Below are 26452 nucleotides of genomic sequence, written 5' to 3'. Positions count from 1 at the left end.
ATCATATCGGCGGATCCGGACCAGGTCCGTTGCCGTCGGTTCGGGATGTTTATCGCGGAGGGTGCGGCTCGGGCGGTCCGGATCGACCGACAATCACACGCGCGATCGAGCGACCGATATCGGCGGCGAGACCATCCATCGACATGACTTGCGGCGCCGGGAGGGCGGTCAGCGACTGGACGCAGGCTTGGTCGCAATTCATGCCGGCGACATCCATGCCGGCCGCGTCCATCCCGACGCAACCCTGGCAGACGCCCACCTTGCCGTTCACGCCGACCGCCGACATGCCAAGCGACATCTCGGTCTTCATCGCCGCATTCGCGACGTTGCCCGCCGCGAAAGCGGCGAGCAGGAGAACGGCAAGCGTGCGCAGAAAACTTTGCATCGACGTGATGTTAGTGCGGCCGGCGCGAGCTGTCCACGGCTCGATTGCCGCAGGGCCGGGTCAGGCCTTGAGCGGACGCCTATAGAGCCACAATTGCGCCGGCGGCAGGTTGCGGACGATGAAATCCAGATGCTCGACCGTGTAATTGCCGCGTCGCGGCGGCACCGGCGATAGCGGGCCGTAAGTGATCTGCACCATCGGCCGGCCATCGGGAATCCGGTCAAGAACCTGCTCGACGAAGCTAATGCGCTGCTTGACCGGAAAATTGAGGAGAGGAACGCCGGACACGACAGCGTCGAACATCATCCCTGGATAAGGCGACAGCACGGTATCGAGGTCGAAGGCGTCGCCATGCAGGATATTCGCGGCGGGAAAGCGTGTGCGCAGATGCTCGACGAAATCGGCCGCGTATTCGACCGAGAACAAATCCTGCGGTTTGACGCCGCGGTCGATGATCGCCTTGGTGATGACACCGGTGCCGGCACCGAGTTCGAGAACCGGCAAGCCAGACCCGAGATCGATAACCGAAGCCATCTTGCGGGCGGTGACGGTGCTGGTTGGCACCACCGATCCGACGGCCTTGGGCTTGTCGATCCATCCCTTGAAAAAGCGGATCTCCTCGTCAAACCGTTCCGTCAGCGCCCTGCGCATATCTGAACCGCGCATCCTGTCTCCCATTCCCGGGCACGCCGGCCGCGCCCTAGCCATCTACATAATATATAATAGGTTGAAGCCGTAATCGAAACCTCGTTGCGACTTGGGGCGAAAACAATCGCGGCCGTTTCTCCCTAATCGCTGAAGGATTCGAAAAAATCCTTCATGCGCGCAAAAAAACCGCTCGACTGCGGACTGTTGTCCTTGGAGGAAAGCTGCTCGAATTCCTCGAGCAATTCGCGCTGTTTTTTGCTCAAATTCTGGGGCGTTTCCACCGAAACCTGGATGATGAGATCGCCCACGGCGGGCTGACGCAATACCGGCATGCCCTTGCCGCGCAGGCGGAAGCGGCGCCCGTTCTGTGTGCCCTCGGTCACTTTGACCCGGGCCTGGGAGCCGTCGAGCGTGGTGACCTCGAAGGCACCACCAAGCGCGGCCGTCGTCATCGAGATCGGCACGGTGCAATAGAGATTTTCACCGTCGCGTTGGAAAAATTCATGCGGCGTCACCGACAGGAAAATATAGAGGTCGCCGGATGGGCCGCCGCGCAAACCGGCCTCGCCCTCTCCGGCAAGCCGGATGCGGGTCCCGTCCTCGATGCCGGCGGGGATATTGACCGATAGCGAACGCTCTTCCACCACGCGACCCTGGCCCGAGCATTTCTTGCACGGATCGGCGATGGTCTGGCCGCGACCGTGGCAGGTCGGGCAGGTGCGCTCGATGGAGAAGAAACCCTGGGCGGCGCGCACGCGGCCAGAGCCCGAGCACATGGTGCAGGTGACGGGCTGGGTTCCCGGCTCGGCGCCGGTGCCCGAACAGTCGTCGCAGGCGACGGAGGACGGTACGCGGATCTGGGCCGTCTTGCCGCTGAAGGCTTCCTCGAGCGCGATCTCCATATTGTAGCGCAGATCGGCGCCGCGATCGCGGCCGCCGGACGAGCGCCGCTGACGCCCGCCCATCATCTCGCCGAAAATGTCCTCGAAAATGTCCGAAAAGCCGCCACCGCCGAAACCGGGCCCACCGCCGGCGCCGCCATTTTCGAAGGCGGCATGGCCGAAGCGATCGTAGGCGGCCCGCTTCTGCGGGTCCTTCAGGACCTCATAGGCCTCGTTGATCTCCTTGAAGCGACGCTCCGCCTCGTTGTCGTCCGGATTGCGATCGGGATGACACTGCATGGCCAGCTTGCGAAAGGCCGCCTTGAGGTCCTTTTCGTTGGCCTCTTTGCTGACTCCAAGGGTCTCGTAAAAATCGGCCTTCATTTCGTCCCGCGATTAATCCTGCTGACAAGCGTCGAGCGATGCTGCTGGTCTGACGGCGTGCCCCCGATTTAGTGAGGCTTGGCCGGCAGCGCCATAGCATGTCTGGCCTTGCATGCAAATTTTTCGCCGATCACGGGCCGGCGCCGCGGCCGGAACAGGTGGTACCCGAAAGACAAAACCCCCGAACCGCTCGGCTCCGGGGGTCTTGTCGTTGCGGCCGATCGGAAAAAGGTCTACTGCGCGCCCGTCTTCTGCGCGATCCAGTCGCGGAATTCGGACAGGCGGGTGTAGACGCCATAGGCGTTTTCATGCCCGCAGGCGATGTTGGAGCTCAACGGGCCCTCGCCCCAGCTCACGATACCGACCTGGGTCGGACCGCCATCGCCGGTCGTGAAAAGCGGGCCGCCGCTGTCGCCATTGCAGGCGTCGCGGGCGCCGCTCGGCACGCCCGCGCAAATCATGTTGCCGGTCAGCGGATCGGCCATCGTGCCGGCGATCAGCGAGGTCGCCCGTTCGATGCCGTCCTGCGAAATACGCATGCGCCGGCCATAGTCGCTCAGCACGAGCTTAAGGTCACGGGCGTAGATGTCCTTGATGCCGGCATTGCAGGCATCGTTGGAAAACAGCTCGACGTCGGCCTGCATCAGCGTGTCGGGAAAACCGCCATTTTCCATCTTGCCCCAACCGATCACCCGCGCCGCGCCGGTTTCGACATTCTCGCTCGTCATGCGGATCGGCGCCTGGGTTGCCGGTCGCGCAAGACGGATCAGGCCGACATCATTGTCGAAGGCCTGCGGATCGTAATTTTCATGCGCGACGATCTCGGCCACCTCGATACGCTCGCCGCCGACCAGCTCGGTCGCGCCGACCAGCGCGGTGACGCTGTCGGGTTTGACGAGTTCGCCGAACTGGAACAGGCAATGCGCCGCCGTCAAAACCCATTCCGGGGCGATCAGACTGCCACCGCAGAACTGAGCGTCGAGATGGGTCAGCGGGTTGGGATCGAGCAGACCGCTGCTCAGCAGCGCGACCTGGAACGGATAGGCGTCTTTTTCGGCCGCAGTGCCGCCGATCACGCGCGAATCCTCGCCGCTTTCGCGCTGGGCCTTGCGCAGATCCGGCACACGACCGATCGGCGAGGTTTCGGCTTTCGCGCCCGCCCGCGCGCCGTCCTGCCCAAAAGCCGGCCCCGCCGGCGACAATGCGGCCAGGGTCAACGCCGTGGCCGCGGCGAAAGCGAAAAATCCCTTATCGCGCTTCATTGTTATCTCCTGAGACGATCCGGCGCGCTGCCGGCAATTTCCAAACCCGGGCACATCTAAAGCGCGGGCCCGGCCAAACGAAAGCGATTTCTTGACCCGAACGAGGAAATATTACGGCGAAACGGGTGCTCGTCGCCGTCGCGTTGGCTGACGCCGAACGTCCGAAATCGGCGGCCAAACGATTGCACCATCATGATCACGATATAGACATTTTTTGTCTGTTGTGTTCGATTTCTCATTGGGCTTGGGAGCTTACTCAACATGACAAACAACATTATCGCAATTCTTGCCGGAACGTTCCTCGTGTCGGCAGGTCTACCGGCGGCCGCCTTTGCCGACACCGTATCCGGTGGCCAGGGCAACGGCGAATCCGCCCGCGGCGTATTGGACGAGATGCCGGATCTTTCCAGCCGCAGCATCGTCGACCTGAAACCGCCGCGCATCAAGACCGACGAGGCCAGCCGCGACTTCTCCATGCCAACGGAAGAGGAGTTGCAAAAGGCGTTCTCGACGCGCTCGCGCTCCGGCGACGGCGCGACAACCCCGCCGAGCGAGGAGCTGAAGGAGATCATCCGAGGCCTCGTCAACGGCGACGGCGCGGATGCCGGCGACAGCCGCGAACCGGCGGCCGATCCCATCCTGGACGAAGCGTCCCGGCAGGTGATCGGCGAAGACGACCGCGTCCAGATCACCGAGACGAAAAAATACCCCTTCAACGTGATCGGCCAGATCTGGTCGCAGACGAAGGCCGGCGACTGGGGCATCTGCACCGGCACGCTGATCGGCAAGCGCGCCGTCTTGACGGCGGCGCACTGCCTCTACAATCACGACGCCGGCGGCTGGCTCGCCAAATACGAGTTCTTTCCCGGCCTCAACGGCCAGAACGATGCGCCGTACGGGCGTTACAGCTTCGTCGACGCCTATATTCTGGAAGGCTACATCACCAACTATCAGGGCGTGTACGGCTCGGTCGTCCCGTGGGATCTGGGCATCCTGATCCTCGACAAGCCGGCCGGCGAGGAGATCGGCTGGCTCGGCTACGCCACCTACGATCCGCCGTATCCGTTCACCGCCAACATCATCGGCTATCCGGGCGACAAGCCGCAAAGCACGATGTGGCAGGCCAGTTGCGACGTCGATCCGGGCACCGCGTCGCAGAACAATTTTTCCTATCTGTGCGACACCTATCCGGGATCGAGCGGTAGTGCAGTCTACCACTATGACGGCAAGACCCAGGAGCGCTACATCGTCGGCGTCAACATTGCCGAAACCGAAAAGGAAAACATCGCCCTGCGGCTGAACGGCCCCTATTTCAACTGGGTGCGCAGCATCGCCCAGGAATAGGATTTCAGGACGAATTTTCGGTTCAAACGGGCGGCGGCCGCATCAAAGCGGCCGCCGTTTTCTTTCGCCGTCCGTCGGACCACAGGACACACAAGCCAGTTGCCTCCGATATCCGGAGCGGTCTTTAATAGGGCGCGATGCGGCGTATCGGGGGAACGAAACATGATCCGTGTGCGGATGGCGGGGTTCGCCACCTGTTTGTTTGTCGTATTGACCGCCACGCTGGCTGTCGCCGAGCCGCAACGGGGGCGCTGGAGCGAGCGGGCGCAGGTCTTTCTCGACAGCGCCACCGGCAGCGTCCACCGCGAAACCGTTCGGGTCTGGGACGCCCATCCTGAAAAGAATCTCGATTTTGTCTGGCAACCGGCCGCCGGCGCCGATGTCGCACTCGGCGAGGACGGCGCGGTCTTCGGGCGGGGCAAGCTCGTCTGGCGGGTGCGCGGCGCGGCCAGCTACGATCCGGCGGCCGTCTTCGCCAGCTATCAGGGCGCGATGGCCGGGGGCCGCCCACACGGCAGGGGACGTTTGGTCTACCGCAGCGGCGAACGCTTCGAAGGCATTTGGTCGAACGGCGTGCTCGAGGGAGCCGGCGTGCATGTCGACGAACGGGGCAACCGCTACGAGGGTGAGTTCCGTTCCGGTGTCCGGAACGGCAGCGGGCGCCTGCTTCTGGTGAACGGCGAAATCTACCAAGGGCCCTTCGCCGACGGCAAGCGCCATGGCGAAGGCCGCACCACCCTGCCCGGCGGCACCAGCTACACGTCGCTTTGGGAAGAAGGCCACGAGATCGGCGAGCGCCCGGACATGGTCGCCGACGCAGATACCGGCGGCCTCATCAAGGTGCAGACCGGCCAGGACGCGGCGGCGCGCGCCGACTTTGCGATCACGGTCGACGAACGCATGAACCAGCGCTCCGAGGCGCGTTATGTCCATTTGATGCGCGACGAGGATATCGCCATCTATCCCGAGGCGCAGGACATGAACGACGCCTGGAACGGGACCGGCGAGATCTCCGAGTTCGACCACTCGTTTACCAGCATCGACTGGGACAATTCGCCGGCCTTCGTAGAGGCCGAGCTTGCCACGACCGACAAGTCGCGCGTGCGCGTCGACACCATCGCGCTGGAGGTCGCCGACAGCCTCGCCTACCGCAAGCCGATGCTGGCGATCCAAAGTCATCGCGGCTGCGTCGGCTTCCGGCCGAGCTTCTCCTTCGTCAATCATGGCTGGGGCCGGGCCGAAAACGCCACGATCTCGGTGCGCTTCACCGAGGAAAAGAGCTACGCGGAAAACTCGCCGCCGCAAAAGACGACGCGGGAATTCACCGGCGAGATCGCCGATTTCGACGAGGGTGTGGACGTGTCGCTACGCGCCATGATGGCCGAGGCCGGGGTCGACGTGAACGCGCTCGAAACCGAACGCTTTTCCTGTCCGTCGATCGACAGCCTGGCCGTGTGCAAAAGCCAGGTGTTCAATTCGGTCGGTTTCGGCGAGCTGACCGACGTGGTGTGGGGCGACCGGTTCCTGTCGACCCGAGCCGTCGGCACCGTCAGCTACGACTGGTCGGACGATCGCGGCAACCGGCAGCGGGCGAGCGAGGCGTTTTCGGTGGACGTGTCACTGGCCGTCATCGAGATGGAGGAAAGCACGGCCGAATGCGGCGACGGTTTCGGCGGCTCGCCCGAAGCGTTGCGCTATATCGACGTCAAGCTTCCCGTCGAACAGCAGAATTACGCCATCGATATCCCGATGCGCGGCAATCGCAATCTGCGCAGCTACACCGCGCGGCTGAAGATGTCGGCCGAGATGTCGTCGCTGCACCAGTTCCGCGCCGTGGCGCATTTTGCCGACGGCAGCGTGCGGCGCAGCAAGCCGGTGTCGCTGTTTTATTTCCGGCCGCGCCAGGTCGACTATGTGCCGACGGTGCAAACGCCGGCCTGCTATCTGTCGGACGACGATTTGCCGTCCTGCTGAGCCCCGGCTTCGGCCCGCGCCAGCTCGAACAGGTTGGGCAAGGGCATCAGCCGGGCAAAGACGGTGCCCTGGTCGAAGGCGGTGAGCTCGACGAGCGCGCCGGACGCTTTGTCCGCGCCCTGGTCGAACAGGAAATTGCCGAGCGAATAAAGATGCAGCGTGTCGCCGCCGGCCAGCGCCTGCATGGCGGGGCTGGCGGCATGCGAATGACCACCGAACAGGCCTGCAACCCCGCGCCGCGACAGCTCGTCGGCGAGATAACGCTCCCGCGCGCCGGGATCGGTCGCATATTCGCGGCCCCAATGAACCAGCGCGACCAACGGCCGCTCGGCCGGCCGGCCCGACAGCCGGGCGAGCACGTCGGGCGTGATCAGGTCGTTGCGATAGGAGCCGTTGACGTCGAGGTCGGTCAGCGCCACCAGCTCGACATCTTCGATCACGGCCAGCTCGCCCTGGCCGAGAGCGACGATGCCGGCGGTTTCGAGCGCGCGTCTGGTTTCGGCGAGCCCGCCCTCGCCCAGATCGCGCGCGTGATTGTTGGCCAGGCTCACCGCCGCGACGTTCAGGCGTTTCAGCCAGGCAAGCGTCAAATCCTGCGGCATGGCGAGGGTCATGTGACCGAGCCCCTCCGGCAGGTTGGGCAGCACGACGCCCTCCAGATTGACGACCAGCGGCCGACCCTCGGTACGCTGCAGGATTTCGGTTTCGATGCGCGCGCTCGCCCGCTCGTCAAGCAGCGCCTTCATCATCGCGCGGCCGAAACTGGTATCGCCGCCGAGATAAAGATGCCGGGTGCCGCGCCGGGCGGGGGCCGGTTCGTCCTGAGGTATCGGGCCGAACAGCACCACCATGTAGCTGGTGGTCTCGTCGGCCGGCAGCGGATCGTATTGCTGCGAGTTTTCGTTGGCCACAACCAGCGCCGCCGCACCGTGGACCTCGCGCTGCAATTTGAGCTGGACATAAAGCGCACCGAGCGAATCGACATGCTCGGGCTGGCGCAGCCGCGCGATCTGGTCGAACGTGCCGGCGGCGATTAGGTTGAGCGTCTGCTGGTCGTGGCGGCGCGCGGCGTGGTGCGGCAAATAATGCGAAAAATCGGTCGACTGGACGATCAGCGTGTCGGCATCGGCGAGCGGACCGAGAGCGGCGGCGAGACGCTCCCAGTCCCGGCGGCGGCTCGCGATCGAGACCGCGACCGGCACGACGCGGACACCGGGCAGGAAATGGCGCAGGAAAGGCAGGATCGCCTGCAGGCCATGGTCGCGGCCAAACAGGCACGAGCGCGCGTCGATCACCTCGCCGCCCCGCGCGAGCAGACCGGCAACCGCCTCGCCGTCGATGGCGAGACGGCCGAAGACCGTGTCGAAATCGCGCCGAGTGGTCGCAAACATCGTTTCGGTGTCCCGGAAATGGTCCGGGAAGAGCACGACCGCGCGCTTGTAGCGCACACCCGACACCGCCTTGATGCCCTCGGCAATCAGATGGCCTGCCAGGAGATGGTGCGGCACCGTGACGCCGCTCAGCCGGCGAGGGGAAACGGACGCGTTTTCGGCATCGGCAAGCGCCTGCCGGAACAAGTCGTCGCGCTGGTAGAGCGAGGCGAAGGCCGGGCCGTCGCCGCCGCAATCTTCGTCCCCGGCATAGGCTCCCGACGACAGCGTTGCGACAAGCAGGCCGACAAGCAGCGGCAGAAAATCGCGCAGAAGACCCCTCGCGACCCTCACAGCGAGCCGGAGCACGGCGGCGCTCACGGCTTGGCCACGACGAAATTGTCGATCTTGGCGATATAATATTCCGGCACCTGGCGGGCATTGGTGAGCCGGCGCACCTCGCGGTCGATATAGTCGGCCAGCGCCAGGAGCCGCACGCCCTCGCCGGTGGGGTCGGCGCCGCCCTTCAGGCCGGCGAGCAGCGAGTGGGTGAAGACGCCATGGCCGAGTTCCGGCAGCTCGGCGGCGGTGTTGTTGGCCGCGGTCGCCGAAAACACGATGATGCGCGCGTCCTCGGCGTCCTTTTCCAGGCGCGGGTTGAACGCATTGGCCGCGTGGCAGGTGTCGAGCAGCATGAAGCGGCGCCCCTTGGCGCGCTCGACGCCGCGCTGAATCGTCTCCCAGTCGACCAGCGAGCTGCGGCGCCAGCGATCGTCGCGTTTGCGGCCGTCAGTGGGGATGAAATAATAATCCTCGTCGATATTGATGCCGTGACCGGCCACGAACACGATGGTGGTGTCCTGTGGCCCGGCCTGATCGAGAAAATCCTCGATCTCGTCGAGAATGGTGTCGCTTTCCGGCTCCAGCACCCTTGTGTCGGCGGGCAGCGCCGCAAGGGCGGCGTCGAGCTCCGGGCTTTCCTCCAGCACCGAGCGGTTGACGAAGAGCTGCGCCTTCATGCGCTCATAAAGCGGGGCGGCCTTTTCCGCGACCAGGCGCGCGAACTGGACCGCATCGTCGACCGGATAGGCGAGATCGCAGGCGCGCCCGCCGCAGGCCGTCGGCAACAGCGGATAGGTCTCGACCCCGATCGCCAGCAGGTAGAGCGTGCCGGCGCGCTCATTTGCCTGCGCCTTGCGGCCGACCGCCTTGACCGAACGTTCGGTCAAATAGCCATATTCGTTGACGCCCGAGATGACGATCTCGTTGTCGCCGTCCTCGACGGGAACCTCCACAACGATGGCGTCGCCGCCGCCCGCCGCCGAGCGGGTGGCGAAGGACGCGACCCGGCGCGCATTCGACAGGATCGCGAAATCGGCGACGCTGGTGCCGGCCTGCTCGGCGCCGCTGATTTCGATCGAGACAAAACCCTCGCGGGCCTCGTCCTGGTTGTCGACAAGCCGGACCTGGAATTCCGGCGGCTTGCGCGCAAGCAGCCGGTCGAGCTCGGCGTCGGTGCCGCGCAGTTCGCGGACGGCCGCGGCCGAATCGGCAAGCACGATGGCGCGGCGCACGATTTCGGGACTGAACAGATATTGCTTGAGCTGGCGCGCCCTGACGAAGCGGGCCTCGCTGTCAGGACCCTGGTTGACGTGCCAGCCGACCAGGGCGTCGCCGCCCGGCGAGGAATAATAATAGCCCTGCGGCACCCAGATGATCCATTCCGCCTCGGCGAAGAACATGCTGGCGATCAGCGTACGGGTCTTCAGGCTCCACAGGCGCACGGTCTGGTCGGCGCTGCCGGTCAAGAGAAGTCCGGCCTCGGCCGCCTCGGCGATGGCATGGATCTCGCCGGTATGGCCGTCCAGAAACTCGCCGCGATACCGGCCGGTCTGAAGCGCATAGTCGATCAGCGTACCGTCCGTGCCGCCGGTGACGAGCCCGGCACCGTCGGCCAGCAACGAGAAGGCGGCATGGGCGAAACCGGTGGTGGCGTCGTTCTCGATCCTGTGCTGCGCCGCACCGGCGCGCTCGATGTCGAGCACGGCGTTTGCAAGCTCGGCGTCGCCGCCGGCACTGGCGGAAAGCCGCCAGGCGCCGGCCTCGTGCACGGCGCGGGCAAACCGCGACAACGCCTCGCCGGCCGGCGCCGGCCGCTCGAAGAACCGGTCCCCGGTCGGCAAGAGGAGCCGGTCGGTCAGGTCGCCCTGCAGTTCGGGACAGGCGGTGCGATCGGGACAGGGATTGGCGTTGCCCCAGGCGATCTCGCCGCCGTCGCCGGTGATGCCGACCGCGGTGACCGGCCGGCCGCCACCCAGGAGCAGCGCCGCGACCTCGCCGCCTTGCGGATCCCAGACGTGGATTTCGTGGCGCGACCCGCCCGCGGTGGCGACCAGGCCGAGGGCCTGCGAGGCGGCGCTGGCATAGACGGTGCCGTCATGGCCGCGATAGTCGAACAGCGTCTCGCCAGTGCCGCGCGCGATCACCTGCTGGCCGTTGCGGCCGGCGCAACGGTAACCGCAGGAGACGACCAGCCGGGCGCCGTCGGGCGAAAAGGCCAGCGCGGCGACCAGATAGTCGCGCCGCGGCAGAGCACGCTCCAGACCGCCATCGACCGCGCGCCACAGATGGAGATCGCCGCCGTCGCTGCCGGTGGCAAAGCTGTTGCCATCGGGGGAGACGGCCAGTGCGCGCACCGGCACGTCGCGCAGCGCCTCGGCCTGTGTCGAGGCAAGCGTGACCTCGGAAAGATCGCCCATGTCCCACAGCCGAATGCCGTTGTCGGCCGTCGCCGCGATCAGGCGCGCGCCGCCCATGGCGAAGGCGATTTTTTCGATGCGGAAGGAATCGGCGTCGAGACGCGTTTCCGGCAGCCAGTCGCCCGCGTCTCCAGCCTTCCACAGATAGACGAACCCGTCCTGCCCGCCGGCGGCCAGACGTTTGCCATCGGGTGAAAAATCGAGGTCGTAGACGACATAGTCGTGGCCGGACAAAACCGCCGTCAGCGCGCCGCTCTTCAGGTCGAACACCCGCACATCGCCGAAAGGCGGTTCGGCGCCCGCGCTGTCGCCATACCAGCCCGCCACCGCCAGCGAGCCGCCGTCGGGCGAGATCGCCAGGGCGAAGTTCTTGCCGTCCTGTCCCGCGCCGATCTGACCGCGAATGGTGCGGACGGTCACGCCGGCGCGCCAGTCCCACACCCGCACGGTCTTGTCGTCGGACGCGCTGACCAGCAATTCGCCGTCGGGCGTGAAGGCCAGATCCTTGACGAAGGCGCGATGGCCGCCAGTGTCGAGATCGAGGAAGAATTCCGGCCGCTCCTGAGCCAAAAGCGGCGCGGCGACAAGGAGCATGATCGCCAGGCCGAGCACGAGCACGGCCGGCAACGTCGCGCCGGGCCCGACGGCCGCATGGACCGAAAGGCGAGAAGCGGCCCGTCTCGCCGCGCGCGCCATCGCGTTGTCACCCGCGTCCCTCACCGCGAGCCCCCCTATCGTTCGGTCGTCACATAGTCCTCGATGGCGCTGGCGAAGTTCGGCGCGCCGCGCCTGCGCTGTTCGGCCACGAAGCCGCCGAAATAACCCCAGAACGATTTGGCGAAATCGAGGAAATAGGCATCGGCGACCGCCTGCGAGCATAGATTGCCCTCGACGCAGAACGACAGCCGGTTGAGAAAATAGACCAGCCGGTCGAAAGCCTCGCGGAATTCCTCGAGCGGCATCTCGCCGCCGCCGGCCTTCATTGCCTCGATACCGATGCGGTCGTAATAGATCGCGATCTCGGCTTGGCTCGGGCTCTTGCCGAGCAGGCCTGCATGTTTTTCGTTGAGCGCGCTCAACCGCTGCTTGAGCGCGCGCTGGGCATCCTGATATTCGGGCCGTTCCCACAGTTCGACCAGCTGTAGCGTGCGCTCGATGCGCTGTTCCTCGCGCGCCTGCATGTATTGGTAGACCGAAAAGATCGCCGCGAGCACCAGAACGATACGCAGCGCAAAACCGGTCCAGGCATAACCCAGCATGCGCCAGTCGGGATCGTTGAAGGGGTTCGGCTCCTCCTTCAACTCGTGCGCCGGCACGTCGGGAAAGGCTGTGACCGTTTCCGGCAGTTTCCTGCGCTTCTTGCGGCCTTCGCCGCCCCCCCCGGTCTCGCTCATCCGCACGTGTCCAGATCGATCCGCGTCACGGGATCGCGCACCAGTCCGGGCTCTTCCAGCCTGCTCTTCAGGCAATCGAGTTGCGGGCGCGACAGCATGAATTTCAGGTCCGGCTCGTCGGGTTCGCCGCCGACCGCCGGCAGCGCCTCGACGATGCCGCGCTCGGTTTCGCAATCGCTCAGGTCGACGGCGATCACGCCATTGCCGCTGGTGGCGAGCGTGGCGTAGCGGTCGAGCAGGCATTGCGCCAGCGGCGGATTGATCGCCACGGCCGCCGCGCACAGGCCGCAGGGCTCGGCCGCGGGCGCGGGCCCGACGGCGACGAACCCGGCAAGCAGCGCCGCGGCCAGCCCAAGCCGCGAGGCGGCGCTGCACGCGCCAACCCGGTTCGACCCCTTGTCGATCATCGCGGCAAGCATCGCCTCAGCCCTTGGGCACGGTCAGCACCGGAAAGAAGCGGACCGAACCTCTCGCCTTGCGGCTTTGCGTGCCGCCGACCGCCTTGGCCGCGCGGGTGGCGCCGCCCATGCCCATCTCCCGGATCGCGTCGGCGATCGAAGCACCGCCGCCGCGCATGGTCTGTTTCAGGCCGTCCTGGCCCAGGAAGCCGAGATCCTCGGTCTGGGTGCCGTCGAACGCCTCGGTGAAAATGGCGACCATGGTCTCGCGACCGAAACTCTCGTCGGTGAATTCCAAAAACACCTCGTCATAGGTCGCGGACGGCTGCAGCCGCTCCTTGGCCATGTGGGTGATGGAATAGTCGCTGCCGATGTAGAGAATGTTCAGGTCGACCAGATTGTCGGTGTTGTTGGTCGCCGTCACCCGAACGCGATCCTGCGGCACGGCGCGCGGGGCGGCCGTCGCGCTGATCAGTTCCTCCTTGCCGCTCGCCATGCGCTGCAAGGTGAAATCCACCGTCACCTCGTCGGGGCCGTAGTCGGAGCCCTCGCTGATACGGGCGAGATTGGTCGCGCGATAGATGCGCGACAGATAGTAGGCCAGGGCCTCGCCGACCGCGTCGTCGTCGCCGCTTTGCATGATGATCGAGGGCGGACGCCGGCCGTCCTCCAGCGTCATGGTGCCGGCCTCGGGCAGGAACCACAGGCCGGGTGCGGCGCTGGCGTCGAAAGCCGCGTCCGGCAGGCTCGCCTCCGAAAACACGGCCAGCCTCAGATCGGCCGGCTGGCCGGGATCGACCAGTTCGACGCTCATCTGCCGCGTGTCGTCGCCGGCGATGTCGTCGAGCAGCGCATTGACGCTGGCGACCGCTTCGGGGAATTCGTCCGACAGACCCGGACGGGCGACCCTGAGCACGAAATCGAACCGGGTCTCGACCAGCCGCGCGAAGGCGTTTTCGGGAATTTCCGAAACGGTCCTGATCAGGGCACGTCCGGTCTCGTCGGCGGTTTCGGCCGTCGCCGTCATGTCGCTGGTGTCGGCGGCCTCGTCCGCGTCGTCCGGACCGGCGATGGCAAGCCGGCTCTTGAACGTGTCGAGCGACGACACCTCGAGATAGCCGATCGCCTCCTCCTCGCTCGCGCCCGGCTTGTCGAGGATCGCCAGCCGCGCGCCCTCGGTCAGACCGTGGATGCGCCCGGCCGGTATCTCCACGCCGCGTTCGCCGATCGCGATCGGCCACTGCGGAATGAAGTCGTCGAGTTCGGTGCCGAACACCGGCGCGTCAAGGTCGCCTTCGAAAAGCGGCGTCGTCGAAGACCGGTTGATGGCCGCATAATGCTGCAGGATGCCCTGAGCGAGCTGGCGGTAGCTGACATTGGGATTGGCGCCGAGCTCAGAAAACAGCGTGTGGGTGAACAGCCCGTATTTCGGCGCGCCCTTCGCGCCGCGCGGCAGCGGCATTTCGGGCGTGGTCTCGTCGGTCTGCGCGGCGAAGAAGGCGACCATGCCGCCCATCTCGGCCGTCTCGGACGGCGCCATGTCGATCTCCATCGGCGCGGCCGCGGCCGCCTCGCCCGACAGGCTGCGCGAACCATCGGCCGGGATCAGGATTTCGGCCGGCATCCCGACCGCCTCGGGATCGATCTTGCGTTCCTGGACGTCGTCTCCAGGCGCGGCGCGGGTGGCGGTGCCGGAATGGCAGGCGTCGAACACCACCCAGACGAAGGCGCCCTTGGCGCGGATCTTGGTCAGCGCCTTGCCGACCTCGTCGTCGACCAGCGCGTTGGGCATGCCCTTGGCCCGGTCGACCCAGCGTCCGGTGTCCTTGGGCAGGAAAATCTCGTCGAGCCCGTCGGTCTCGGTGCTCGGATCGGCCGCCGTCTGCTGAAACCCGTGGCCGGAAAACTGCAGATAGACGAAATCGTCGGGGCCGGCCTTTTCGGCGATCTCGTCGAGCGATCCCAAAATGCCGGCAAGCGTCGGTTCCCTGCCGCCCTTGACGTCGTCGGCCAGCACGAACACGTTCTGCGGCTCGAAGGGCACATGCGCCTGGGTGGTCAGAAAGTCGCGCACCAGAAGCGCGTCGTTGCGCGGCCCGACCAGCCAGTTTCGCTTCGGCAGGTTTGGATAGGCCGTCACGCCGACGACCATGGCATAGTTGGTGCGCGCCAGCGCCTGGCCGATGCCAGCCGTGAACACGGCCACCAATGCCGCCGTGCCGGCGGCAAGCAGCGTCGCGCGATGCAATATCCGCTTCATCAAACTTCTCCCAAGCCCAGTCCCTCGCCCACAGAGGTCGCCCAACAATGGGGCGGTTTTTGGAAAACTACTCAAGCTGCGTCCAAGAACAAGCAAAACCCGCGGGGACGGGCCGCTACCGGGGACGACAGGCGTCCGACGGACCGTGCCGTGTTGACACGGAGTGCGCGCCGCTGCAATCCGGTTCGCATTGTTCCAGCGGCCGCAAAAAAGGATGTCGCACCATGCCGATGAAGTCGATCATTGCCCCTTCGGTGCTGTCCGCCGATTTTTCGCGGCTCGGCGAGGAGGTGGAAGCCGTCGCAGCGGCCGGCGCGGACTGGATCCATCTCGACGTGATGGACGGCCATTTCGTGCCCAACATCACCTTCGGACCGCCTGTCATCAAGGCGGTGCGCGCGCGTACCGACAAGGTGTTCGACTGCCATTTGATGATCGCGCCCGCAGACGCCTATCTGGCGGCCTTCGCCGAGGCGGGCTGCGACATCATTACCGTCCACGCCGAGGCGGGCCCGCATCTCGACCGGTCGCTGCAGGCGATCAAGGCGCTGGGCAAGAAGGCAGGCGTCTCCCTCAACCCGTCGACGCCGGAAAGCGTGATCGAATACGTCCTCGACCGCCTCGATCTCATCCTTTTGATGACCGTCAATCCCGGGTTCGGCGGCCAGGCATTCATCCCGGCCGTGGTCGAAAAGATCCGCCGGATCAAGGCGATGATCGGCGACCGGCCGATCGATATCGAGGTCGATGGCGGTGTGACGCCGCAGACGGCGCCGCTGGTGGCGGCGGCCGGCGCCACCGTGCTGGTCGCCGGCTCGGCGGTGTTCAAGGGCGGCACCCAGGCCGCCTATCGCGACAATATCGACGCCATCCGCAGCGCCGCCGACGCCGCACTTGCCAAGGCGGCGTGACAGGACGCGCCCGCCTGGGGCATGATCGGCCGAACCGACGGCCTGGCCGCACACGCAGACCGGGCCGCGACGCGGCAACACGGCACAGCGCGAGCGCACCGGGAGCTGTCCCGCCCGAGCAAGGAGACTATCCCATGGCTGCGATACCCCCCGTTTGCGAATTCGGCTGGCCGGCCGTCGATGCGATCCTGCCGGGAACCGACGGCAACAAGCACCAGCTTTCCGACCTGGCCGGGCCGGGCGGTCTGGTTGTGGCCTTCATCTGCAACCATTGCCCCTACGTGAAGGCGGTGATCGGACGCATCGTGCGCGACGCCAGCGACCTGCGCGACAACGGGATCGGCTTCGTCGCGATCAATTCCAACGACGCCACGAGCCATCCCGAGGATTCCTTCGAGAACATGAAACGGTTCGCCGAAAAACACCGGTTCTCCTTCCCCTATCTGCACGACGAGGACCAGTCGGTCGCGCGTGCCTATGGCGCGGCCTGCACGCCGGACTTTTTCGGCTTCAACGCCGACCTGAAACTGCAATATCGCGGCCGGCTGGACGCCTCGCGGCGCGAGGAGGGACCGGCCGATCTGCGCCGCGACCTTTACGAAGCCATGCTGCAGGTCGCCCGCACCGGCGAGGGCCCGCGCGAGCAGATCGCCTCGATCGGCTGCTCGATCAAGTGGAGGGACGCCGCGTGAGGCGCAACGGCAAGCCAGCCGGCAGTCTTGCCGTGCTGTTCGATCTCGACGGCACGCTGATCGATTCGGTGGCGGATCTTACCGCCGCCGTGAATACAGTGCTGGTCGCACACGGCGCGCAGCCGCTCGATGTCGCCGCGGTGCGCGGCATGGTCGGCAACGGCGTCGCCAAGCTGGTGCAACGCGCCTTCCAGGCACGCGGCCGGCCGCTCGACGCTGCCGGCCGGGCCACGGCCACCGACGCCATGATGGCGGCCTATCGCGACGGCCTGACCGCGCAGACCGCACTGATGGCGGGCGCGCCGACGGTTCTCGCGCAGTTGCGCGCCATGGGCGCCGAGCTCGCCGTCGTAACCAACAAGCCGCAGGACGCGACGGAGGCGATCCTTAATCATTTCGGCCTGTCAAAGGCGTTCGGCGCCGTGGTCGGCAGCCGGCCGGGCCTGGCGAGCAAGCCGGCGCCCGACATGCTGTTTGCCGCCTTGGACGCGATCGGCGCCTCGGCGGAAACGGCGGTGATGGTCGGCGACAGCGCCGTCGATGCCGAGGCGGCGCGCGCCGCCGGCCTGCCCTGCGTGCTGGTGCGTGGCGGTTATGCCAGGCAAGCGCTGGAAACGCTCGGCGCCGACGCGATCGTCGACGATCTTTCCGGCCTCGCCGACGCCATTGCGGGCCTGCGCATGGCAGCGGCCACGGGCTGACGGGACGCCGGCGACTTGCACCCGAAGCGCGGCTGGCGCACAAAGTGGGCCATACGGCAGGATATGAGATGAACGCCAAGGCAGAGCTCACCCGCAACCAGGCACTCGTTCTCGAAAAGCTCGAGGGCGCGGCAGGGCCGCTCAGTGCCTACGCGCTGCTCGACCTGTTGCGCGACGACGGCTTTCGCGCGCCGCTGCAGGTCTATCGCGCGCTCGACCGGCTGATGAAAGACGGGCTGGTGCACCGTCTCGAAAGCCTCAATTCCTTCGTCGCCTGCACCGGCGACCATGCCCATGTGCACGGCATTACCGCTTTCGCGATCTGCGAGAAATGCGGCCAGGTGGCCGAATTCGCCGATCCGGTGGTCGGCAAGCGGCTGGAAAGCTGGGTGGCCGAAAGCGGCTTCCGGCCGAACAAGGCCGTGATCGAGTTTCGCGGCCTGTGCGCGGCCTGTGCGGCGGCCGAACCCGACGAGCGCCTGCGCGGCAAAGCCGGCTAGCACCGTTCATCCTTAGATCGAATTGTTTGACCGACGGGATTTCGCGGCCTGATCAGCAGCGTGCAACGATGCGGCGCCTGCACCGTCAGCCGCGCGCGACGCCGTAAGAGGCGAAAGACCAGGGTCGGCGATTGCGGTTTTGAAGATGAACGGCTTTAGCGCGCGGTCGACCAGCCGAACCACACGGCGACCAGCGCAAGCAGCCCCGACAGGACCCGGCGGGCCAGACGCTCGCGCCGCGCATCGTTGAGTACCGGCTCGAGCGCGCCGGCGAGCGTGACGATCAGCACGTGCACCAGTGTCGCCACGACAACATAGGCCGTCGTCAGGCTCAGCGTTTGCGCCAGGGGCGGACGCCCCGCTTCCAGAAAGGTCGGTAGGACGGCGACGTAGAAAACGGCCGCCTTGGGGTTGAGCAGGTTGGTGATCAGACCGCGAGCGAAATATTTTTCCCCGGCAGCGGACCGCCCCGCCTCGGCGACGACGTCCACGCCGCCACGCCAGCCGTCCCAGGCCAGAAAGAGCAGGAACACGACACCGGCCCAGCGCAACCCCTCATAAAGCAGGGGCGACGCCTGGACGAGTTCGGCGACACCGAAAGCGGCGGCAAAGCCGATAACCGCCAGACCGAGCGCGACACCGGCCACGGTGGCATAGCCCTTGCGCCGGCCCTCCTGCGCGGCGACCAGCGCCAGATAGGTCATGTTGGGACCCGGCGTGAGTTCGATCAGCAACGAGGCCAGAGTGAACGACACCAAGGTGGCGGCCGAGACCGGCAGCAAGCCCTCCAACTAATGCGCCTCGTCCCAGTTGTCGGCCGCGCGCGCGTCGACATGCAGGGGCACCGCCATCGACACCGCCGGCATGGCCGCGTTTTCCATAACGTCGCGGATCACAGGAATCGCGGCCGCGACATCGTTCTTCGGCGCCTCGAAAATCAACTCGTCATGCACCTGCAACAGCATCTGCACGCTGTCGAGGCCGGCATCGGCCAAGGCCTTTTCCATGCGCACCATCGCGCGGCGGATGATGTCGGCCGCCGATCCCTGGATCGGCGCGTTGATGGCCGCGCGTTCGTTGAAGGAGCGCTGATGCGGGTTGGGAGAGCGGATTTCGGGATAATGCGCGCGCCGGCCGAAAATGGTTTCGACATAGCCGTTCTCGCGAACCTGCGCCTTGGTCTTGTCCATGTAATCGCGAATGCCGGGGAAGCGCTCGAAATATTTCTTGATATAGCTGCTCGCCTCCTCGCGCGGGATCGAGAGCTGGTTTGCCAGCCCGAAGGCGGAGATGCCGTAGATGATGCCGAAATTGATCGCCTTGGCGCGCCTGCGCACCTCGGACGGCATGCCCTCGACCGGCACGCCGAACATTTCCGACGCCGTCATGGCGTGAATGTCGATGCCGTCGGCGAAGGCCTGCCTGAGCTGGGGAATGTCGGCGATATGGGCCAGCACCCGGAGCTCGATCTGGCTGTAGTCGGCCGAGATCAGCTTGCGGCCGGGTTCGGCGATGAAGGCGGTGCGGATCTTCCGGCCCTCGACGGTGCGGATCGGGATGTTCTGCAGGTTCGGATCCGACGAAGACAGCCGCCCAGTCGAGGTCGAGGCGAGCGCGTAGGAGGTGTGGACGCGTTTGGTCTCGGGGTTGATGAAGCCGGGCAGCGCGTCGGTATAGGTCGATTTCAGCTTGGTGAGCTGACGCCAGCCGACGATCTTGCGCGGCAATTCATGCCCCTCGGCTGCCAGATCCTCGAGGATCTGAGCCGAAGTCGACCATTGGCCGGTGGCGGTCTTGCGCGCGCCCTCCAGCCCCATCTTACCGAACAATATGTCGCCGAGCTGCTTGGGCGAGGCGATGTTGAAGCGTTCGCCGGCAAGCTCGTAAATCTCCTCCTCGACGCTGGCGGCAGCCTGCGAAAAATCGCCGGAAAGCCGCGACAGTATCTGGCGGTCGACGGAAATGCCGCGCGCTTCCATGCGGCCGATGACGTCGATCAGCGGGCGTTCGAGGCGCTCATAGACGCTGACCAGGCCCTCGGCGGCCAGGCGCGGTTTCAACACCCGCCACAGTCTCAAGGTGATGTCGGCGTCCTCGGCCGCATAGGCAGTAGCCCTGTCAATATCGACCATGTCGAAGGTGACGGCGTTGCGCCCGGAACCGGCCACCTCCTTGTAGGGGATCGGTACGTGGCCGAGCCAGCGTTCCGACAGCGCGTCCATGCCCTGGCCGCCCTTGCCGGCATCGAGAACGTAGGAAATCAGCATCGTGTCGTCGACCGGCGCGACAGCGATGCCGTGCTGGTAGAGCAACAGCCAGTCATATTTGATGTTCTGGCCGATCTTGAGCACCGCTGGATCGGTCAACAGCCCGCCGATCGCCTGCAACGCCTCGTCGAACGGAATCTGGCCCTCGGCCAGCCCGCCGCCCAGAAGGTCGCCGGCGCCCTGCTTGTGGCCGACCGGCACATAGGCCGCCCGTCCCGGAGCAGTCGCGAGCGAAAAACCGACCAGTTCGGCCTGCATAGGATCAAGCGAGGTCGTTTCGGTGTCGAAACCGACAATGCCGGCCTCCCGCGCCTCGGCGATCCAGGCCCGCAAGGTCTCCATGTCGCGGATGGTGACATAGGCGGACCGGTCGATCGCTTCGGCGGCCGCCGCCTCAGCCCGTTTGGCGGCGAGCGCGGCGGGGCTCGGCTCGTCGGCGCCGCCGACGGCGGTTTGTTCCCCTTTATCGTCCCCGGCCTGACCGGCCGGCGTTTGCCCGGCGCCAGCATCCAGGTCCGGGCCGCGGGCGCGCGCCGGTGCGTCAACCTCGACGGAGGCCGCCTCCACCTCGGCCGCGTCGGCGCCGGTCGCCTCCGCGACCCGGCGCGTCAGCGTGGTAAATTCCAGCGCCTTCAAAAAGGCGATCAGCCTGGGCCCGTCGGGCGGCTGCAGAACCAGCTCGTCGAGCGCCTCGCCGACCGGCACGTCGTCGCGCAGGCGCACCAGATCGCGCGATATCCGCGCCTTGTCGGCATTGGCGATGATCGATTCGCGGCGCTTGTTCTGCTTGATCTCGGAGGCCCGCTCCAAAAGCGTGTCGAGATCGCCGTATTCTTCCAGCAACTGCGCCGCGGTCTTCGGCCCGATGCCGGGAACGCCCGGGACGTTGTCGACCGAATCGCCGGTCAGCGCCTGCAGGTCGATCATCTTTTCGGGCGGCACGCCCCATTTCTCGATCACTTCGGCAACGCGGATCTCGCGGTCCTTCATCGGGTCGTACATCGTCACCTTGTCGCCGACGAGCTGCATCAGGTCCTTGTCGGAGGAGATAATGGTGGCGTCCGCGCCGGCCTCGCGGGCGAGGCGGGCATAGGTGGCGATCAGATCGTCGGCCTCGAACCCCTGCATCTCGATACAGGGCAGGTCGAACGCCTTCGTCGCCTGGCGGATCAGCCCGAATTGCGGCACCAGATCCTCCGGCGGCTCCGACCGGTTGGCCTTGTATTCGGGATAAAGCTCGCTGCGGAACGTCTTGGCCGAATGATCGAAAATCACCGCGAAATGGCTCGGGGTCACGCCAACGGAGGTGTCGCGCGCGCTTTGCATCAGCTTCCACAGCATGTTGCAAAAACCCGACACCGCGCCGATCGGCAGACCGTCGGATTTGCGCGTCAGCGGCGGCAATGCGTGGTAGGCCCGGAAGATGTAACCGGAGCCGTCGACAAGGAACAGATGATCGCCTTTTTTCATGGCGAGAAGGGATAGCGCGGGCGGGCCGCGAAATCCATGTGAAAGACACGTGTCAAACAAGCTGCTGCCACCGGCCAGCGACTTCGGAACGCTCTCACGGGTTTGTTACAGACTTGTAATCTTCGTGCCCTTGAATCGCCATTTTCAAAAACCATCTTCAATGCATCGGCAGTTTTTGCCGAGTTCGGTCAAAGGCCCGTCCCCCGCCTCGCCGGACAATGCGGCAGCCGCATCCCCCCTCTCCGGGCTGCCGCACGTAACAGGCCACCGTGGTTCCCCCCTCCACCACGGTGGCCGTTTTCTTTCGCATTCCGCACTTCCCCCATCGATATCACCGGACCAGACCCGTTCTGCTTTTCGCGGAATCGCAGACCGGCTCTAACTTATTGTTTTGACGCGTTTCCGAACGGCGAACCGGCTTCCACTTCGCCTGGAAACGCTCTAGGTTGCGCGGCGAACGCGTTTCCAGGGAAAACCCATGTCCAATCTCGATTCCGTCCTCGGCGCCATCGACGCCGATCTCGACAACAGCCTGTCGCGGCTCTTCGAGCTGCTGCGCATCCGCTCGATCTCCACCGATCCGGCCTACAAGGCGGATTGCCGCCAGGCGGCCGACTGGCTGGTCAAGGATCTGGCATCGTTCGGCTTCCAGGCCTCGGTGCGCGACACGGCCGGCCACCCGATGGTGGTCGCCCATCACCAAGGCGCCAGCGCGGACGCGCCGCATGTGCTGTTTTACGGCCATTACGACGTGCAGCCGGTCGACCCACTGGATCTGTGGCACGACGACCCGTTCGCCCCGGCGGTCAAGACCGGCGAAACCGGCCGCAAGATCATCACCGGGCGCGGCGCCGCCGACGACAAAGGCCAGTTGATGACCTTCGTGGAGGCGTGCCGGGCCTGGAAGGCCGCGACCGGCGGCCTGCCATGCAAGGTGACGATCCTGTTCGAGGGCGAGGAAGAATCCGGTTCGCCGTCGCTGAAACCCTTCCTGAAGGCCAATCAAGCGGAGCTGAAGGCCGATTTTGCGCTGGTGTGCGACACCGGCATGTGGGATGTCGAGACCCCGGCGATCTCGACCGCCCTGCGTGGGCTGGTCGGCGACGAAATCACGGTCAGGGCGGCCGACCGCGATCTTCATTCCGGCCTCTATGGCGGCGCAGCGGCCAACCCGATCCATATCCTGGCCAAAATTCTGGCCGATCTGCACGACGATAGCGGCCGCGTCACCATTCCGGGCTTTTACGACGGGGTGGAGGAAACGCCCGCCGATGTGCGCGCGACCTGGGAAAAGCTCGGCCGCGGCGCCGACACGTTCCTGTCGGATATCGGCCTGTCGATCCCGGCCGGCGAAAAGGGCCGCTCGGTGCTCGAACTGACCTGGGCGCGGCCGACGGCCGAGGTCAACGGGATTTCCGGCGGTTACGAGGGCGAGGGCTTCAAGACGGTGATCGCGGCCGAGGCCTCGGCCAAGGTTTCCTTCCGGCTCGTCCACAGCCAGGACCCGGTCAAGATCCGCGCCGGGTTCCGCGATTTCGTGCGCGCCCGCATCCCGGCCGACTGTTCGGTGGAATTTACCGAGCACGGCTCCTCGCCGGCGATCCACCTGCCTTACGATTCGCCGCTTCTGCAAAAGGCCAAGACCGCGCTGTCGGAGGAATGGCCGAACGAGGCGGTGATGATCGCCATGGGCGGCTCGATCCCGATCGTCGGCGACTTCCAGAAGATGCTGGGCATGGACTCGCTGCTGGTCGGCTTCGGCCTGCCGGACGATCGCGTGCATTCGCCCAACGAGAAATACGAGATGTCCTCCTTCCATGGCGGCCAGCGCTCCTGGGCGCGGATTCTCGACGCCCTCGCCCGCTGACCCGCCGGAGACCATCATGACGATCCGTTTTCACCGCAACGACCTTGCCGACCTGTCCAACTACGATGTCGACGCGATCGCCATCGACACCGAGACGCTGGGCCTCAATCCGCATCGCGACCGGTTATGCGTGGTGCAATTGTCGCCGGGCGACGGCACCGCCGACGTGATCCAGATCGACAAGGGGCAGAAAAAGGCGCCCAATCTGGTCAGCCTGCTGAAGAACCGCAAGATCACCAAGATATTCCATTTCGCGCGTTTCGATCTGGCGGTTTTGTCGCACGCGCTCGGTGCGATGCCGCAGCCGGTGTTCTGCACCAAGATCGCCTCGCGGCTGACCCGCACCTATACCGATCGGCACGGGCTGAAGGACATCTCATCCGAACTGCTCGGCGTCTCGATGTCGAAGGCGCAACAGAGCTCGGATTGGGCGGCCGAGACGCTGACGGAAGAGCAGTTGGAATATGCCGCCTCCGACGTGCTTTACCTGCATCGGCTGCGTGACGTTCTGGTCGAACGTCTTCAACGCGAGGACCGCGTCACGGAGGCCGAGGCCTGTTTCCGTTTTCTACCGACGCGGGCCCGGCTCGACCTGATGGGCTGGCCGGAGGCCGACATCTTCGCCCATAGCTGACCGTGTCGCGACGGGCGCCCGGCCGTCCGCCGCGCCCGCTTAACCCGACCTTAAACCGCGACGCCTAATTTTCCGTCCCAAGCCCGAGGGACCGGGCGGCGCGGACACCTGATGGCCAGACCCAAGAAACCCAGACGGATCGAACCGACCTTCGGCGAGACGAAGGCTCGGTCCCGCGCGTCCGGCACCGGAACGCGCGGTACGGGGGCAGCCAAAAAGCCGGGCCCGCGGAAAAAGAAATCCGTTCCGTCCAAATCCAGCGCCCGACGCAGGCCGGCCGCCGGCAAGGCGCGCCGGCGGCGGCGCGGCGCGCTGTTTTCGCTGCTGCGCGGTGGCGCCTACTGGTCGCTGGTGCTGTCGATCTGGGTCGGAATCGCCGGTGTCGGCCTGATCGCCTTTTATGGCGCACGACTTCCGAGCGCTACGACCTGGTCGATTCCCGACCGGCCGCCCAACGTCAAGATCCTGTCGGTGAAGGACGAACTGATCGCCAATCGCGGCATGACCGGCGGCGAGGCCGTCGGGCTGCACGAAATGTCGCCCTATATCCCGCAGGCGGTGATCGCGATCGAGGACCGGCGCTATTATTCCCATTTCGGCGTCGACCCGATCGGGCTCGCGCGCGCCATGCTGGCCAATCTGGTGCAGGGCCGGCTCGTCCAGGGTGGGTCCACGCTCACCCAGCAGCTCGCCAAAAACCTGTTTCTGCAACCTGACCGCACGATAGAGCGCAAGGTCCAGGAAGTGCTTTTGGCACTATGGCTGGAGCAGCGCCACACCAAGGCGCAGATCCTGGAAATGTATCTCAACCGGGTCTATTTCGGCTCCGGCTCCTATGGCGTCGAGGCCGCATCGCGCCGCTATTTCGGCAAGGCGGCGCGCGAGGTCAGCCTGCCCGAAGCGGCGCTGCTGGCCGGCCTGCTCAAGGCGCCGTCGCGGCTTTCGCCGGCCCGCGATCCCAAGGCGGCCGAGGAACGCGCGCAGATCGTGCTTTCCGCGATGAACGAACAGGGCATGATCAACGGCCGCGAAATGACCACCGCGATGAGCGCGCCGGCGACGAGGGCGGCGGCCTATTGGTCGGGCGCGGAGCACTACGTCGCCGACCGGGTGATGGAGGAACTGCCCAGCCTGATCGGCGACGTGCGCGCCGACGTCATCGTGGAAACGACGGTCGACCTCACGCTGCAGAAACTCGCCGAACGCTCGATCCGGCGTCTGATCGGCGAAAACGGCGCCAAGCTCAGGGTCAGCCAGGGCGCGCTCGTATCGATCGACGGCACCGGTGCGGTGCGCGCCATGGTCGGTGGCTATGATTACGCCAACAGCCAGTTCGACCGCGCTTCCGAAGCCCGCCGCCAGCCGGGCTCGGCCTTCAAACCCTTCGTCTTCCTGGCCGCGCTGGAACAGGGCCGCACGCCCGAAAGTACGCGCAACGACGCGCCGGTGCGGATCGGCAAATGGACGCCCGACAATTACAAGGGCAAATATTACGGGCAGGTGAGCTTGAAGACGGCGCTGGCGAAATCGCTGAATTCCGTCGCCGCGCAACTTGCCATGGAGGTCGGCCCGCGCGCCGTGGTCGAGGCCGCCCATCGGCTCGGCGTGGAATCGCGGCTTTCCGCCAACACCTCGATCGCGCTCGGCACGTCGGAGGTCACCCCGCTCGAGATCACCGCCGCCTATGTGCCGTTCGCCAATGGCGGCTATCGTCCGGAAATCCATCTCGTGCGCCGCGTACGCACCGTCGGCGGCAAGGTGCTCTACGAGCACAGGTCGGGGGCGGTGCCGAGGGTGCTCAAGCCGGACATCGTCGCGATGATGAACGCCATGATGGCCGAGACAGTTCGTTCGGGGACCGCGCGCAAGGCCGCTTTCGGCTGGCCGGCCGCAGGCAAGACCGGCACCAGCCAGAACGCGCGCGACGCCTGGTTCATCGGCTACACGGCCAATCTGACGACGGGTGTGTGGTTCGGCAACGACGACGGCACGCCGACGAAAAACGTCACCGGCGGCACCCTGCCCGTGCTTGCCTGGCGTGAATTCATGGAGGCCGCGCATCGCGGTGTGCCGGTGAAGATGCTTCCCGGCGCCGGCTGGCGGCGCGCACCGGCTCCGGATCAGCCACCGAGGCCGGCGCTGCCGGTCGCCGCCACGCAGGACGGCGCCGGCGAACCCTCCGTGCCCGCGGTCGAGAAAACCAGCACGGCGTCGATCCGGCGGCCGAAGGCCGAGCTCGGCGCGTCGCGCGAGGGCTCGCCGCGTTCGATCGTCGACATCATCCTGGGCCGCTGACCGCCGCGGAGCGGCGTTTTCCATACGTTCCCACCAGCGGTCCGATGCCTGCAGTG

The 26452-nt window shown here is 66.0% G+C and carries 20 protein-coding genes; 9 read left to right on the top strand and 11 right to left on the bottom strand.

The genetic code is table 11. The features are described 5' to 3' along the window. Positions 1–49: 49 nt before the first annotated feature. From GN330_RS05975 to GN330_RS05960, 4 genes are all read right to left on the bottom strand, one after another. Complete coding sequence (locus GN330_RS05975) at positions 50–385, bottom strand: hypothetical protein (protein ID WP_156711696.1); 336 nt, start codon at positions 383–385, stop codon at positions 50–52. 60 nt (positions 386–445) lie between these two features. Next, positions 446–1051: a phospholipid N-methyltransferase PmtA gene (pmtA, locus tag GN330_RS05970; RefSeq protein ID WP_246188506.1), complete on the bottom strand. Its 606-nt coding sequence runs from the start codon at positions 1049–1051 to the stop codon at positions 446–448. Between the two features lie 122 nt (positions 1052–1173). Next, complete coding sequence (dnaJ, locus tag GN330_RS05965) at positions 1174–2298, bottom strand: molecular chaperone DnaJ (protein ID WP_156711695.1); 1125 nt, start codon at positions 2296–2298, stop codon at positions 1174–1176. A gap of 233 nt (positions 2299–2531) precedes the next feature. Continuing rightward, positions 2532–3560 carry a serine protease gene (locus GN330_RS05960; protein WP_156711694.1) on the bottom strand — a complete coding sequence of 343 codons (1029 nt, stop codon included), beginning with the start codon at positions 3558–3560 and terminating at the stop codon, positions 2532–2534. 261 nt (positions 3561–3821) lie between these two features. Here GN330_RS05960 and GN330_RS05955 point away from each other — a divergent pair, with 261 nt between their 5' ends. Next, positions 3822–4904 carry a trypsin-like serine peptidase gene (locus GN330_RS05955; protein WP_156711693.1) on the top strand — a complete coding sequence of 361 codons (1083 nt, stop codon included), beginning with the start codon at positions 3822–3824 and terminating at the stop codon, positions 4902–4904. Between the two features lie 162 nt (positions 4905–5066). Continuing rightward, positions 5067–6878 (top strand): MORN repeat-containing protein, encoded by a 1812-nt coding sequence (locus tag GN330_RS05950; protein WP_156711692.1) that lies wholly within the window; start codon positions 5067–5069, stop codon positions 6876–6878. Here GN330_RS05950 and amrB read toward each other — a convergent pair. Genes amrB through GN330_RS05925 form a run of 5 tightly spaced genes read right to left on the bottom strand, consistent with a single transcriptional unit; the run spans position 6845 to position 15059 of the window. Continuing rightward, a complete protein-coding gene (gene amrB / locus GN330_RS05945) occupies positions 6845–8629 on the bottom strand; it encodes an AmmeMemoRadiSam system protein B (protein ID WP_156711691.1) in 1785 nt (594 codons plus the stop codon). The two genes, GN330_RS05950 and amrB, sit on opposite strands and share 34 nt — an antisense overlap. Beyond that, entirely contained in the window at positions 8626–11727 is a 3102-nt protein-coding gene (locus tag GN330_RS05940) for a caspase family protein (RefSeq protein WP_343040309.1), read from the bottom strand. Before GN330_RS05940 ends, amrB begins: the two co-directional genes overlap by 4 nt. Before the next feature lie 11 nt (positions 11728–11738). Further along, positions 11739–12401 (bottom strand): DUF4760 domain-containing protein, encoded by a 663-nt coding sequence (locus tag GN330_RS05935; RefSeq protein WP_156711690.1) that lies wholly within the window; start codon positions 12399–12401, stop codon positions 11739–11741. Further along, the gene (locus GN330_RS05930) at positions 12398–12820 is read right to left on the bottom strand and encodes a hypothetical protein (protein WP_246188505.1); all 423 of its coding nucleotides are present in this window, start codon (positions 12818–12820) and stop codon (positions 12398–12400) included. The genes GN330_RS05935 and GN330_RS05930 overlap by 4 nt, the downstream gene beginning before the upstream one ends. Before the next feature lie 4 nt (positions 12821–12824). After that, positions 12825–15059 carry a caspase family protein gene (locus GN330_RS05925; protein WP_156711689.1) on the bottom strand — a complete coding sequence of 745 codons (2235 nt, stop codon included), beginning with the start codon at positions 15057–15059 and terminating at the stop codon, positions 12825–12827. 224 nt (positions 15060–15283) lie between these two features. On the opposite strand from GN330_RS05925, the gene rpe reads away from it, so the two are divergent. From rpe to GN330_RS05905, 4 genes are all read left to right on the top strand, one after another. Further along, entirely contained in the window at positions 15284–15970 is a 687-nt protein-coding gene (gene rpe, locus GN330_RS05920) for a ribulose-phosphate 3-epimerase (protein ID WP_156711688.1), read from the top strand. Positions 15971–16104: 134 nt separating this feature from the next. Next, entirely contained in the window at positions 16105–16662 is a 558-nt protein-coding gene (locus tag GN330_RS05915) for a thioredoxin family protein (protein ID WP_156711687.1), read from the top strand. After that, the gene (locus tag GN330_RS05910) at positions 16659–17363 is read left to right on the top strand and encodes an HAD family hydrolase (RefSeq protein WP_343040306.1); all 705 of its coding nucleotides are present in this window, start codon (positions 16659–16661) and stop codon (positions 17361–17363) included. Before GN330_RS05915 ends, GN330_RS05910 begins: the two co-directional genes overlap by 4 nt. A gap of 68 nt (positions 17364–17431) precedes the next feature. Beyond that, the gene (locus tag GN330_RS05905) at positions 17432–17863 is read left to right on the top strand and encodes a Fur family transcriptional regulator (protein ID WP_156711686.1); all 432 of its coding nucleotides are present in this window, start codon (positions 17432–17434) and stop codon (positions 17861–17863) included. 155 nt (positions 17864–18018) lie between these two features. On the opposite strand, the gene GN330_RS05900 is transcribed toward GN330_RS05905, so the two are convergent. Continuing rightward, positions 18019–18654 (bottom strand): LysE family translocator, encoded by a 636-nt coding sequence (locus GN330_RS05900; RefSeq protein ID WP_156711685.1) that lies wholly within the window; start codon positions 18652–18654, stop codon positions 18019–18021. Then, entirely contained in the window at positions 18655–21600 is a 2946-nt protein-coding gene (polA, locus tag GN330_RS05895; protein WP_156711684.1) for a DNA polymerase I, read from the bottom strand. A 478-nt stretch (positions 21601–22078) separates the two neighbouring features. On the opposite strand from polA, the gene GN330_RS05890 reads away from it, so the two are divergent. The 3 genes from GN330_RS05890 to GN330_RS05880 all read left to right on the top strand — a co-directional run bounded on the left by GN330_RS05890 (position 22079) and on the right by GN330_RS05880 (position 26396). Next, positions 22079–23467 (top strand): dipeptidase, encoded by a 1389-nt coding sequence (locus GN330_RS05890; protein ID WP_156711683.1) that lies wholly within the window; start codon positions 22079–22081, stop codon positions 23465–23467. 16 nt (positions 23468–23483) lie between these two features. Then, positions 23484–24101 (top strand): ribonuclease D, encoded by a 618-nt coding sequence (locus GN330_RS05885; protein WP_156711682.1) that lies wholly within the window; start codon positions 23484–23486, stop codon positions 24099–24101. 111 nt (positions 24102–24212) lie between these two features. Beyond that, the gene (locus tag GN330_RS05880; protein WP_156711681.1) at positions 24213–26396 is read left to right on the top strand and encodes a transglycosylase domain-containing protein; all 2184 of its coding nucleotides are present in this window, start codon (positions 24213–24215) and stop codon (positions 26394–26396) included. The last annotated feature ends 56 nt before the right edge of the window (positions 26397–26452 follow it).

Origin of the sequence: Nitratireductor arenosus (genome assembly GCF_009742725.1) — a bacterium.
GTDB lineage: Bacteria > Pseudomonadota > Alphaproteobacteria > Rhizobiales > Rhizobiaceae > Mangrovimarina > Mangrovimarina arenosa.
Note: the sequence above shows the minus strand (reverse complement) of the source record. Positions and strands in the feature narration are given on the sequence as shown.